This window comes from Paraburkholderia jirisanensis, assembly GCF_054782355.1.
This window is the reverse complement of the sequence record NZ_BAAGSQ010000025.1, coordinates 890,860-902,788: the sequence shown is the minus strand read 5'-3', so window position 1 is coordinate 902,788 and position 11,929 is coordinate 890,860. Positions and strand designations below refer to the sequence as shown.

Genomic DNA, 11,929 nt, shown 5'->3' with positions numbered 1-11,929 from the left:
GCCGGTTCTGGAGACGACATGAACGCAAGCTGGGCTGCTTCGTCCGATGCGCTCGCCGGCAAGGTGATGCGTCGGCTGCTGCCATTCCTGCTGCTGATGTACGTGCTGGCGTTTCTCGACCGCGCGAATATCGGTTTTGCACAAAAGGCGCTGCAGCACGATACCGGTTTGTCGAATGGCGCATTTGCGTTCGGCGCGGGTGTGTTTTTCATCGGCTATGCGCTGTTCGAGGTGCCGAGCAACCTGCTGCTGCATCGGGTTGGCGCACGGTTGTGGATGTGCCGCATCATGGTGACGTGGGGCCTCGTTTCTGCGGCGATGTGCTTCGCGCACTCGCCGCAAAGCTTCTACGTATTGCGCTTTTTGCTGGGTGTTGCCGAAGCGGGCTTTTTTCCGGGCGTCATCTACTATCTGACGCATTGGTTCCCGCAGGCCGCGCGTGCGCGCGCGATCGGTGTGTTCTATTTCGGCGCGCCGCTGGCGTTTATGTTTGGCAGCCCGTTGTCGGGTTTTCTGCTCGACCTGCATGGCGCGCTCGGCCTCGCCGGCTGGCAATGGATGTTTATCGTCGAAGGTGCGCTGGCGTCTCTGGTCGGCATCTGGGCCTTCTGGTATCTGGACAACCGTCCGGCGGATGCGCGCTGGCTCACTGCCGGCGAGCGCGAGACCCTCGCTGCAGCACTCGCCGACGATGCGCGCGCCGCGGCCGCGCATGGCCCGCACAATCTGCGCACGGCGCTGTTCGACCGGCGCGTGTTGCTGCTGTCGCTGATCTATCTGCTGATCCAGATCAGCGTGTACGGCGTGATCTTCTATCTGCCGCAACAGGTGGCAGCCTTGCTCGGCACGTCGGTGGGTTTGCAGGTTGGCTGCGTAACGGCAGTGCCGTGGATTTGCGCATTGGCGGTGACGTGGTTCGTGCCGCGTTACGCCGATCGTAGCGGCGGCCATCGTGGTCTCGCGGTTGCGCTGCTGGTGGTGGCAGGTTTCGGCATCGGCGCGTCCGGTCTGCTGCATAGCCCGCTATTCGCGTTGTTTGCGCTGTGTTGTGCAGCAAGCGGCTTTATCGCTGCGCAGCCGTTGTTCTGGACCTTTCCGACGCGCTACCTGACCGGCGCCGCGGCCGCCGGCGGCATTGCGTTGATCAATTCGCTCGGCGGTATCGGCGGCTTTATCGCGCCGACGCTGCGCACCGGTGCCGAGCGCGCATTCTCGTCCGCTTCCGCGGGGCTGATCGCGCTCGGCGCGGCGAGCCTCATTGCCGCGCTGCTGATCGCCACACTGCTGCGTGGCGGCGGCGGGCGCGCGGCATGGTCGTCTTCCCAGCCGGCCGATGATGGTCCGGTCCCTCGCGCACGCCAGGTTGCGCACACAACCCATCAACGGAGCTCTTGAACATGGCGATGCCCACTATCCGGCACGTGCGTGCCTTTGTCGTGCGCGGCGGCGGCGCGGACTATCACGATCAGGCCGACGGCCACTGGATCGACGACCACATTGCCACGCCGATGGCGCGCTACCCTGAATACCGCCAGAGCCGCCAGTCGTTCGGCATCAACGTGCTCGGCACGCTGGTGGTCGAGATCGAAGCGAGCGACGGCACGGTCGGCTTTGCGGTGACCACTGGCGGCGAGATCGGCGCATTCATCGTCGAGCGGCATCTGGCGCGCTTTCTCGAAGGCCAGCTGGTGACCGATATCGAGAAGATGTGGGATCAGATGTATTTCGCCACGCTTTACTACGGCCGCAAGGGCGTCGTGCTGAACACGATCTCCGGGGTCGATCTCGCCCTGTGGGATCTGCTCGCGAAGGTGCGCAAGGAACCCGTGTACCAGCTATTGGGTGGACCCGTGCGCGACGAACTGCAGTTCTATGCGACCGGTGCGCGCCCCGATCTCGCCAAGCAGATGGGTTTTATCGGCGGCAAGCTGCCGCTGCAGCACGGCCCGGCCGAAGGCGAAGCGGGCCTCAAGCAGAACCTCGAACGGCTTGCCGATATGCGTAGCCGCGTCGGCGACGACTTCTGGCTGATGCTCGATTGCTGGATGAGTCTTGACGTCACCTACGCGACGAAGCTCGCGAAAGGCGCGCACGAATACGGCCTGAAATGGATCGAAGAGGCTTTGTCGCCCGACGACTACTGGGGTTACGCCGAACTGCGCCGCAACGTGCCGCACGGCATGATGGTGTCCACCGGCGAACACGAAGCGACCCGCTGGGGTTTCCGGATGCTGCTCGAAATGGGCTGCTGCGATCTGATCCAGCCGGATGTCGGTTGGTGCGGCGGCATTACCGAGCTGATCAAGATTTCCGCGCTGGCCGATGCGCACAACGTGCTGGTGGTGCCGCACGGTTCGTCGGTGTACAGCTATCACTTCGTGGTCACGCGGCACAACTCGCCGTTCGCCGAGTTTCTGATGATGGCGCCGAAGGCCGACCAGGTGGTGCCGATGTTCACGCCGCTGCTGCTCGACGAACCGGTGCCGGTGAACGGCCGCATGAAGGTGCCGGACACGCCTGGCTTTGGCGTGCGGCTCAATCCGGAATGCGCGCTGGCGCGGCCGTATCCACACTGAGCCACGCCGGGCGGCATTGCACGAAATAACGCTGACAGGACTTCAGGGAGACGCAAGTGCTGTTGAAAGACAAAGCAGTGATCGTCACTGGCGGATCGCGTGGCATTGGCCGCGCGATCGCGGTGGCTTGCGCGGCAGAGGGTGCTGACGTTGCGCTCAATTACTGGGGCGATAACGACGCGTCGTATGGGCGCCGTTCCGCGGTGGGCGAGGTCGTCGAAGAAATCGAAGCGCTGGGCCGCCGCGTGATCGCAGTCGAGGGCAACGTTGCGGACCGCGCGACCGGCGTCGAGCTGGTGCGCCGCACGGTCGAGGCGTTCGGCAAAGTGGATGTGCTCGCAAGCAACGCGGGCATCTGTCCGTTCCACGCGTTTCTCGATATGCCCGCGGACGTTCTGGAAACCACCGTCGCGGTGAACCTGAATGGCGCGTTCTACGTCACACAGGCCGCCGCGCAGCAGATGAAGGCGCAAGGCACTGGCGGCGCGATCGTCGCCACCAGTTCGATCAGCGCGCTGGTGGGCGGCGGCATGCAGACGCACTACACGCCGACCAAGGCCGGCGTGCATTCGCTGATGCAGTCGTGCGCAATCGCGCTAGGGCCGTACGGTATCCGCTGCAATTCGGTGATGCCGGGCACGATCGCTACCGACCTTAACGCAGAAGACCTCGCCGACGAAGCGAAGCAGGCTTACTTCGAAAAACGCATACCGCTCGGCAGGTTGGGCCGTCCGGACGATGTCGCCGATTGCGTAGTGTTTCTCGCGTCCGACAAGGCGCGTTACGTGACAGGCGCTGCGCTGCTGGTGGACGGTGGGCTGTTCGTGAATCTGCAATGACGCGCGCTCAATGCGCGGGCACAGTGGGCGGGTTCACCAACGTACCGGCCGCCTCGTTTTCGCGCGCAAGCGTAGCGGAATGCAGACGCAGCAATTCAATGAAGCGCGCCGCCGGTTCAGCGAGCGCTTCTTCCTTGCGCGTCAAAATGCCGAAGCCCGCAAGGCTCTTGCCGATTTCGACCGGCAGCGCGACCAGCAGCTTGCCGCGCATATGATCGCGCACGACGGATTCAGGCAGCATCGCAACCGCATCGTAGTGTTCGAGCAGTTGCAGCGTCGCGAAGATCGATGCGCATTCGGTCAGGTTGGTCGGTGTCGTCAGGCCGGCACGCGCGAGCTCTTCTTCGAACAGCACGCGCGCGGGGCTCGTGACCGGCTGCGCAACCCACGGCCACTCAACGAGCTCCGGCAGCGCCACCACCCGGCGCCGCGCCAGCGGATGCACCGCGCGCACCACCAGCAGCAGCGTTTCGCGCGCGAGCGGCTCGAAGCTGAAATCGTTGTGCTGCAGCGGATTGGTCAGCCGGCCGAGCGCGAGATCGACTTCGCGGCGATGCAGCAGTTGCACGACCTGGTCGCTGGTTTCGCCGAGAATGCGCACGTTCAGCAGCGGCCGCTCGGTTTTCAGCGTGGCGACGGCCATTGCGAGCAGATCGGGTGCGGCACCCATGATCGCGCCGACGGTCAGCTGGCCGTGGCCGCCTTTGCGTTTCACGTCGAGGTCTTCGGCAAAGCGGTTCAGTTCGGCGAGCGCGCGCCGCGCATACGCGAGCGTGACGACGCCGAGCGGCGTCGGCTGCATGCCGCGTGCATTGCGCTCGAACAGCAGAAAGCCGAGTGCTTCTTCAATGTCGCCGAGCATGCGGCTTGCGCTCGGCTGCGCGACGTTGATTGCATCGGCGGCCTGGTGCACGTTGCGCGCGTCGTCGAGCGCGACCAGCAGCGCGAGGTGCTTGAATTTGAGCCGGTTGATCAGGGCGATGGACGCAGCGTTCTGGCTCATGGTCGGTGCGATTCGGTTTCTGTATCGCCCAATCCCAACTTCGGATTGAGAGGCTATCGATGCGCGCATTATAGTCGCTGCAGATGCTTTATCGCGCATCACGCCTGGCACGCAGAAACGGGACGAAACCAACGACTGGAGACGGGCCCCATGGAGACGATCGCTTTCCGGATGGTGCTGAACCCCGGCATGCGCGAAGAATACGAGCGCCGGCATGCGCAAATCTGGCCGGAACTGGTTGATGCATTGCATCATGCCGGCGTGCACGAGTACCGGATCTTTTTCGACGACGCCACGCATCACCTGTTCGCGGTGCTCACGCGCAGCGACAATCACACAACGGAACAGTTGCCGCATCTACCTGTGATGCGCAAATGGTGGGATCACATGGCGGACATCATGCAAACCGCCGTCGACCACACGCCGTTCCAGCAGCCTCTCGCACAGCTATTCCGATTGCCGGATGCTCCGGCTTGATCACGCCCATCGGGCGGAGGACGCTTCATGCAAGTTGTCGACCCGCATATTCATCTGTGGGACCTGAAAGCGCTGCACTATCCGTGGCTGGCGAACCCCGGCATCTCGTTTGTCGGCGATGCGCGCGAGCTGCGGCATGACTATCTGCTCAACGACCTGTTGCATGACGCGCAGGCGGTGCAACTGCTGAAAGTGGTGCACGTCGAGGCAAATCACGATCCGGCGGACCCGGTTGCCGAAACGCGCTGGCTGCAACGCATCGCTGAAGAACCGGATGCGCGCGGCATGCCGAACGGCATCGTCGCGGCCGTCGATCTGGCCGCCAGCAACGCCGCGGAAGTTCTCGAAGCGCATGCGGCGTTCGCCAATGTGCGCGGCGTGCGGCAGATTCTGAACGCACATGAAAACAAGCTATATGACTACATCGGCAAGCACCTGATGCGCGATGCGGTGTGGCGCGACAATTTCGCGCTGCTGCGCCGCCACCAGATGTCGTTCGACATGCAGCTGTATCCGTCGCAAATGGATGACGCCGCGCAGCTCGCGCGCACGCATGCGGACACGCAATTCATCGTCAACCACGCCGGCATGTTCGTCGATCGCGATAGCGTGGCCGGTTATCGCGCATGGCGCGACGGCATGCGCAAGCTTGCTGCGTGCGCCAACGTCGCGGTGAAGATCAGCGGGCTGGCGATGTTCGATCATCATTGGACCGTCGAAAGTCTGCGGCCCTACGTGCTCGAAACGATCGACGCGTTCGGCGTCGAGCGTGCGATGTTCGCATCGAATTTTCCGGTGGACCGATTGTTCGGTTCGTACGAAGCGTTATGGAATGCCTATGCGTCGATTGTCGGCGGTGTGAGCGAAGCGGAGCGCGACGCGTTGTTCGTGCGTAATGCGGAGCGTTTGTACCGTATCTGACGCGTCGCAACGTGCGCCACGTACGGATGCGGTAACGGAAATACGCGGCACGCGGCAGCATGTTACGCGGCACACGCGCTAACGCCGCCGCCAGTTGGGAGGAGACACGACTGTGCAGCAACAGACGAAAACAGAAACTCAAGCGGGCGCAGTGCCGAGGCTCGAACTGCTCTATGCAAGCAAATCGTTCGGGCGAGTGCGCGCGTTGTCGGCCGGCGAACTGGTGCTGTGGCCCGGTGAGGTGCATGCGCTGCTCGGCGAGAACGGCGCGGGCAAATCGACGCTGGTCAAGATTCTGGCGGGCGTGCATCAGCCCGATACCGGCGAGCTGAAAATCGACGGCGCGTCGCGCCGTTTCGCAACGCCTGCCGAAGCGCGCGACGCGGGCCTTGCGGTGATCTATCAGGAACCGACGCTGTTCTTCGATCTGTCGATTGCGGAGAACATCTTTATGGGTCGCCAGCCGGTGGATCGCATTGGCCGCATTCAATACGACGCGATGCATCGCGAAGTGGACGAACTGCTGGTATCGCTCGGCGTCGATCTGCGCGCGGAGCGGCTGGTGCGCGGCCTGTCGATCGCCGACCAGCAGGTGATCGAAATCGCCAAGGCATTGTCGCTGAATGCGCGCGTGCTGATCATGGACGAGCCGACTGCCGCGCTGTCTTTGCCGGAAGTCGAGCGGCTCTTTACGATCGTACGCAAGCTGCGCGAACGCGATGTCGCGATCCTGTTCATTACGCACCGGCTCGACGAAGTGTTCGCGCTGACCCAGCACGTGACGATCATGCGCGACGGCGCGAAGGTATTCGACGCGCCTACCGATACGCTTTCCACCGATGCGATCGTCGCGAAGATGGTTGGGCGAGATCTCGAAACCTTCTACCCGAAGGCCGACGTGTCGCCAGGCGAGGTGCGCCTCGCGGTGCGCGGCCTGACACGAGTGGGCGTATTCAAGGATATTTCGTTCGACGTGCGCGCGGGCGAAATCGTCGCGCTGGCGGGGCTTGTCGGAGCAGGGCGCAGTGAAGTAGCGCGGGCGATCTTCGGCATCGATCCGTTCGATGCCGGCGAAATCCGCATCGCAGGCCAGCGTCTTGCGCCGCACCGGCCAGCTGCCGCGGTGCGCGCGGGGCTTGCGCTGGTGCCTGAAGACCGTCGTCAACAAGGTCTCGCGCTGGAGCTGAGCATCGCCCGCAATGCATCGCTGACGGTGCTCGGCCGGCTGGTGCGGCATGGGCTTATTTCGTCGCGCAGCGAAACGCAGCTGGCAACGAAGTGGGGCACACGGTTGCGCCTGAAGGCGGACGACCCGGGCGCAGCGGCCGGCACGCTATCGGGCGGCAACCAGCAAAAAGTCGTGCTCGGCAAATGGCTCGCAACCAATCCGAAAGTGCTGATCATCGACGAGCCGACGCGCGGCATCGATGTCGGCGCGAAGGCGGAGGTGTACGGCGCATTAGCCGAACTGGTGCGCGACGGTATGGCGGTGCTGATGATTTCGAGCGAACTGCCCGAAGTGCTCGGCATGGCCGACCGCGTGCTGGTGATGCATGAAGGCCGCATCAGCGCCGAGATCGCACGTGCCGATGCGAGCGAGGAACGGATCATGAGCGCTGCGCTTGGGCAGAACGCGCCGTTAGGGCGGGCCGCATGATGCGCCATACGTCAACTCATGCTGCACCGGTGGGCACGCCCGCAACCGGACGTAACGCGCCACGCGCGGGCGGTTTGCTCGGCGCGCTGGCCAAAAGCCGCGAGACGACACTGTTCATCGTGCTGGTGCTGCTGATCGTCGGCACCTCGCTGGCGCGGCCGCAGTTTCTGAACCTGCAGAACCTGCGCGACGTGCTGCTGAACGTGTCGATCATCGGCTTGCTGACGGCGGGCATGACGGTGGTGATCCTGATGCGGCACATCGACCTGTCGATCGGTTCGACAGTCGGCATCAGTGCGTATGCAGTCGGCAGCCTGTACGTTGCGTTTCCGCAGATGCCCGTGCCGATCGCACTGGCCGCTGGCGTGGCAATCGGCCTCGTCGCCGGCGGCATCAACGCGGTGCTGGTGGCAGTGGGGCGGGTGCCTTCGCTGGTCGCGACACTGTCGACGCTGTACATTTTTCGCGGCGCCGATTATGCGTGGGTGCATGGCGGCCAGATCAACGCGACCAGTCTGCCCGATGCGTTTTCGCGGCTCGCCACCGGCACGCTGTTCGGCGTACCTGCACTCGCGTTGATCGCTGCTGTTGTGCTATTTGCGCTGTCGTTCTATCTGAAACACTTCCGCGGCGGCCGCGAGCACTACGCAATCGGCTCGAATCCGGAAGCCGCGCGGCTGGCGGGCGTCAACGTCGAACGGCGCCTGATGGTGGGCTTTCTGCTGTCCGGTGCGATTGCCGGCTTTGCCGGTGCATTGTGGCTCGCGCGTTTTGGCACGGTCGACGCGAGCACCGCAAAGGGCATCGAATTGCAGGTGGTCGCGGCCGCGGTAGTCGGCAGCGTCGCGATTACCGGTGGCGTCGGCACCATTCTCGGCGCGACGCTCGGCGCGTTGGTGCTCGGCGTGATCAGTATCGCGCTGGTGGTGCTACACGTGTCGCCGTTCTGGGAACAGGCGATTGAAGGCGCGCTGATCGTCGCGGCGATTGCTGCCGATACGCTGCTCGCGCGCTCCGTCGCCAAACGCATGATGAGGAAACGCGACCATGGCTAAACCCGATTCCGCGCTGCTGACCCGCAAGGGCGCCACGCCGCTGCGCTGGGAAACGCTGCTGGTGATCGTGCTGGCTGCATCCGTGCTGCTTGGGCGGCTGCTGTCGCCGGTGTTTCTGACCAGTGCCAATCTCGCCAACGTGCTTGCCGATCTGACCGAAATCGCATTGATGGCGCTGCCGATGACGCTGATCATCGTTGCCGCGGAAATCGATCTGTCGGTGGCTTCGGTGCTGGGTGCGTCGAGTGCGTTGATGGGTGTGCTATGGCACCTTGGCTTGCCGATGCCAGCGGTAATGGCGCTGGTGCTGCTGTTCGGCGTGCTCGCCGGGCTCTTCAACGGGCTGGTGATCGTCAAGCTGAACCTGCCTTCGCTGGCGGTGACGATCGGCACGCTCGCGCTGTTTCGCGGTCTTGCTTACGTGCTGCTCGGCGACCAGGCGATCGCCGATTTTCCGCCGGCCTACACCGCGTTCGGTATGGATACGCTTTGGCAAAGCTTCATTCCGCTGCCGTTCGTCATTGTGATTGTGTGTGCGGTGCTGTTCACGGTGCTGCTGCAGGCTACCGCGTTTGGCCGCAGCCTCTATGCGATTGGCGCGAACCCGACTGCTGCGGCATTTTCCGGCATCGAGGTGGCGAAGATCCGCGTGTGGACCTTCGTTCTGTCCGGCGCAATCAGTGCGCTTGCCGGCATCGTTTATACACTGCGTTTCACCAGCGCGCGTGGCGATAACGGCGAAGGCTTCGAACTGTCGGTGATTGCCGCGGTGCTGTTCGGTGGCGTCAGCATTTTCGGCGGACGCGGCTCGATGATCGGCGTGCTGCTGTCGCTGCTGATCATCGGCATCCTGAAGAATGCGCTGACGCTCGACGACGTGTCGAGCGAAACGCTGACCATCGTGACCGGTGCGCTGCTGCTCGCCTCGGTGCTGATCCCCAATCTGGTCGCGCGCTGGCGGGCGCTGCGCGACCGGCGTTTCATCGCGAAGTCTGCTTCGCCATCTTGAGCGCATCCATTAGAAGACCCCGCACCATATCTCGCACAACACCCGAAACCCGGACCCATGCGGTCCTGCATATAGAGAGAGGAGACACAACATGCAAACACCTTTGCGTCACAAGCTCAGTGCGGCCGGTACGGCGCTGCTGTGCGCGACGCTGCTAGGCATCGGCGTCGCGGCGCATGCGGCCGATCTGAAAAGCGGCCTGAAAATCGCTTTCGTGCCCAAGCAGATCAACAACCCCTACGAAGTCATCGCCGACGATGGCGGCATGGCCGCGATCAAGGAATTCAAGGGCGATGGCAAGGTGGTCGGGCCGTCGGATGCGGGCGCGTCGTCGCAGGTGCAGTACATCAACACGTTGACCACGCAACGGCAGGACGCGATCGTGATCGCCGCCAACGACGCGAACGCGCTGGTGCCGTACCTGAAAAAGGCGATGTCGCAAGGCATCAAGGTCGTCACGTTCGATTCGGATACCGCGCCTGAAGGGCGGCAAGTGTTCGTCAACCAGGCGAACGCGGAGAGCATCGGACGCGGGCAGATCCAGCTGGTGTCGAAGCTGATGGGCGGCGAAGGCGAATTCGCGATCCTGTCGGCCACGCCGAACGCGACCAACCAGAATACGTGGATCAAGTGGATGCAGGAAGAGCTGAAAAAGCCCGAGTACGCGAAGCTGAAGCTGGTCAAGATCGCGTATGGCAACGACGACGACCAGAAGTCGTTCGTCGAGACGCAGGGCTTGCTGCAGGCGTATCCGAACCTGAAGGCGATCGTCGCACCGACGTCCGTCGGCATTGCGGCGGCGGCGCGCTATATCTCGACGTCGTCGAGCAAAGGCAAGGTTGCGGTAACGGGCCTCGGCACGCCGAACCAGATGCGCGCGTTCGTGAAGAACGGTACCGTCAAGGCGTTCCAGTTGTGGGATCCGGGTCAACTGGGCTACCTCGCTGCCTATGCGGCGGCAGGTCTCGCGTCGGGCTCGATTACCGGTAAGGAAGGTGAATCGTTCGACGCGGGCAAACTCGGCAAGCGCACGATCGGCGCGCATGGCGAAGTCATTCTTGGGCCGCCGACCACGTTCGATGCGGCGAATATCGACAATTTCAATTTCTGACGCGCGCAATACACGAACTGCGCAGTGCAGCACGAGCCGCACCGGTTGACGCAACCGGCGCGGCTTTTTTCATGGCACTAACCGATTGGCGCGCGCATAGCGGATCACCTCCGCATGCGTGCGAATGCCGAGCTTGCGCATCGCATGCGCTTTTTGCGTGGCCACGGTCGACACCGAACGGTTAAAGCGCGCGGCGATCTCGGTCAACGATAGCCCGAGGCCATACAGGCGCAACACCTCGATTTCTTTCGCGGTGAGCAACGACGCACCGGCAGCCGGCTGCATGACCGATGCCTGGTCCAGAATGGCGCGTACCTCTGGCGAACGGTACGCGATACCGTGATGCATGACCTCACGTACCGCCTGCGCAAACGTAGCGAGGTTGTCCACTTTCGATACGATCCCTGCCACCTTCATCCGGTCGAGTTCGAGCAGCACGTCGCGATTGGCAAGCATCGTGAACACGATGACCGGAATCGACGGATAAAGTCGCTTCAGCTTGACGATCAGATGCAGGCCGTCATGATCGGTTTCTACACCGTGCATCGACAGATCAGTAACGATCAGGTCGTATGGGCCATTCTGCAGCGCATTGAGCAATTCGATGCCGCAAGCAGCGCTCGTTGCGACGCGCATGTGCGGAATCTGCGCGACGGCCGCAACCACGGCATGGCGGATGACCGGATGATCGTCGGCGACGACGATCCGCAATTCGCGTATCGGATTATTCATGAGGTAAGGGTTGCAGACCGAATACCGCCACCACAACATGGTGCGTGGAACGGCCCGAATTCTATCCGCCGTCGTTCGCGGCTGCTGGCCACTGACGATATTTGACGGATCACGCCGGGACTTTCGAACAATTCCGATATCTTGCGTGGGTTGGCGTCTGGATACTTCTGTCTGTTCGCAGCAAGTGCAGTGCGATTTGTTGCGGACGCTACGGTTGTCTTTTTTCTGGAGTCAATGATGCAAAAAATCGATCGCAACGCCCTGATGCAAGCGGGTATCGCAGGTGGCTGCAACAAATCGCGCAACGCTGCCACGGCCACCACGGTGGTCGTCGTGACGACGGGCAAGTAATGCAGAAAATCGAACGTACTGCGTTGACGCAAGCGGGTATCGCCGGCGGCGCTAACAAGGCTTCCAATTCGGCTACCGCGACGTCGGTGGTGGTGGTGACGTCGTTGTCATCGTCATCCTCGTCCGGCGGCGGCGGCAAGCCGATCCCGCATTAAACCTGTTGCTGCCGTTTAAACGGCAGCATGCCACGGCCGGTTC

The 11,929-nt window shown here is 63.0% G+C and carries 12 protein-coding genes; 10 read left to right on the top strand and 2 right to left on the bottom strand.

The features are described 5' to 3' along the window. Positions 1-18 precede the first annotated feature (18 nt). The 3 genes from ACYVNQ_RS15670 to ACYVNQ_RS15660 are packed head-to-tail and all read left to right on the top strand — an operon-like array spanning position 19 to position 3,415. Complete coding sequence (locus ACYVNQ_RS15670) at positions 19-1,395, top strand: MFS transporter (RefSeq protein WP_460903414.1); 1,377 nt, start codon at positions 19-21, stop codon at positions 1,393-1,395. Between the two features lie 2 nt (positions 1,396-1,397). Next, complete coding sequence (gene rhmD / locus ACYVNQ_RS15665) at positions 1,398-2,576, top strand: L-rhamnonate dehydratase (protein WP_460903413.1); 1,179 nt, start codon at positions 1,398-1,400, stop codon at positions 2,574-2,576. Between the two features lie 56 nt (positions 2,577-2,632). Further along, entirely contained in the window at positions 2,633-3,415 is a 783-nt protein-coding gene (locus tag ACYVNQ_RS15660) for an SDR family NAD(P)-dependent oxidoreductase (RefSeq protein WP_460903412.1), read from the top strand. Between the two features lie 7 nt (positions 3,416-3,422). On the opposite strand, the gene ACYVNQ_RS15655 is transcribed toward ACYVNQ_RS15660, so the two are convergent. Continuing rightward, complete coding sequence (locus ACYVNQ_RS15655) at positions 3,423-4,418, bottom strand: LysR family transcriptional regulator (protein ID WP_460903411.1); 996 nt, start codon at positions 4,416-4,418, stop codon at positions 3,423-3,425. A gap of 150 nt (positions 4,419-4,568) precedes the next feature. Between ACYVNQ_RS15655 and ACYVNQ_RS15650 the strand changes: the two genes are divergently transcribed. The 6 genes from ACYVNQ_RS15650 (at position 4,569) to rhaS (ending at position 10,648) form a co-directional block, all read left to right on the top strand. Beyond that, positions 4,569-4,895, top strand: a complete 327-nt coding sequence (locus tag ACYVNQ_RS15650) for an L-rhamnose mutarotase (protein ID WP_460903410.1) — start codon at positions 4,569-4,571, stop codon at positions 4,893-4,895. A 27-nt stretch (positions 4,896-4,922) separates the two neighbouring features. Beyond that, positions 4,923-5,816: an amidohydrolase family protein gene (locus tag ACYVNQ_RS15645; protein ID WP_460903409.1), complete on the top strand. Its 894-nt coding sequence runs from the start codon at positions 4,923-4,925 to the stop codon at positions 5,814-5,816. A gap of 151 nt (positions 5,817-5,967) precedes the next feature. Beyond that, positions 5,968-7,473, top strand: coding sequence for a sugar ABC transporter ATP-binding protein (locus ACYVNQ_RS15640; protein WP_460903598.1), 1,506 nt, complete (start codon positions 5,968-5,970; stop codon positions 7,471-7,473). Next, positions 7,470-8,528, top strand: a complete 1,059-nt coding sequence (locus ACYVNQ_RS15635) for an ABC transporter permease (protein ID WP_460903408.1) — start codon at positions 7,470-7,472, stop codon at positions 8,526-8,528. The genes ACYVNQ_RS15640 and ACYVNQ_RS15635 overlap by 4 nt, the downstream gene beginning before the upstream one ends. Beyond that, positions 8,521-9,537 (top strand): ABC transporter permease, encoded by a 1,017-nt coding sequence (locus tag ACYVNQ_RS15630; protein ID WP_460903407.1) that lies wholly within the window; start codon positions 8,521-8,523, stop codon positions 9,535-9,537. Before ACYVNQ_RS15635 ends, ACYVNQ_RS15630 begins: the two co-directional genes overlap by 8 nt. 91 nt (positions 9,538-9,628) lie before the next feature. Further along, the gene (gene rhaS / locus ACYVNQ_RS15625) at positions 9,629-10,648 is read left to right on the top strand and encodes a rhamnose ABC transporter substrate-binding protein (RefSeq protein WP_460903406.1); all 1,020 of its coding nucleotides are present in this window, start codon (positions 9,629-9,631) and stop codon (positions 10,646-10,648) included. A 69-nt stretch (positions 10,649-10,717) separates the two neighbouring features. On the opposite strand, the gene ACYVNQ_RS15620 is transcribed toward rhaS, so the two are convergent. Continuing rightward, complete coding sequence (locus ACYVNQ_RS15620) at positions 10,718-11,380, bottom strand: response regulator (protein ID WP_460903405.1); 663 nt, start codon at positions 11,378-11,380, stop codon at positions 10,718-10,720. A gap of 350 nt (positions 11,381-11,730) precedes the next feature. On the opposite strand from ACYVNQ_RS15620, the gene ACYVNQ_RS15615 reads away from it, so the two are divergent. Then, complete coding sequence (locus ACYVNQ_RS15615; RefSeq protein ID WP_460903404.1) at positions 11,731-11,886, top strand: hypothetical protein; 156 nt, start codon at positions 11,731-11,733, stop codon at positions 11,884-11,886. Positions 11,887-11,929 lie beyond the last annotated feature (43 nt).

Coding starts and splice junctions, on each gene's coding strand:
- ACYVNQ_RS15670 (WP_460903414.1), top strand. CDS start 19: ATGAACGCAAGCTGGGCTGCTTCGTCCGATGCGCTCGCCGGCAAGGTG.
- rhmD (WP_460903413.1), top strand. CDS start 1,398: ATGGCGATGCCCACTATCCGGCACGTGCGTGCCTTTGTCGTGCGCGGC.
- ACYVNQ_RS15655 (WP_460903411.1), bottom strand. CDS start 4,418: ATGAGCCAGAACGCTGCGTCCATCGCCCTGATCAACCGGCTCAAATTC.
- ACYVNQ_RS15650 (WP_460903410.1), top strand. CDS start 4,569: ATGGAGACGATCGCTTTCCGGATGGTGCTGAACCCCGGCATGCGCGAA.
- ACYVNQ_RS15645 (WP_460903409.1), top strand. CDS start 4,923: ATGCAAGTTGTCGACCCGCATATTCATCTGTGGGACCTGAAAGCGCTG.
- ACYVNQ_RS15635 (WP_460903408.1), top strand. CDS start 7,470: ATGATGCGCCATACGTCAACTCATGCTGCACCGGTGGGCACGCCCGCA.
- ACYVNQ_RS15630 (WP_460903407.1), top strand. CDS start 8,521: ATGGCTAAACCCGATTCCGCGCTGCTGACCCGCAAGGGCGCCACGCCG.
- rhaS (WP_460903406.1), top strand. CDS start 9,629: ATGCAAACACCTTTGCGTCACAAGCTCAGTGCGGCCGGTACGGCGCTG.
- ACYVNQ_RS15620 (WP_460903405.1), bottom strand. CDS start 11,380: ATGAATAATCCGATACGCGAATTGCGGATCGTCGTCGCCGACGATCAT.
- ACYVNQ_RS15615 (WP_460903404.1), top strand. CDS start 11,731: ATGCAGAAAATCGAACGTACTGCGTTGACGCAAGCGGGTATCGCCGGC.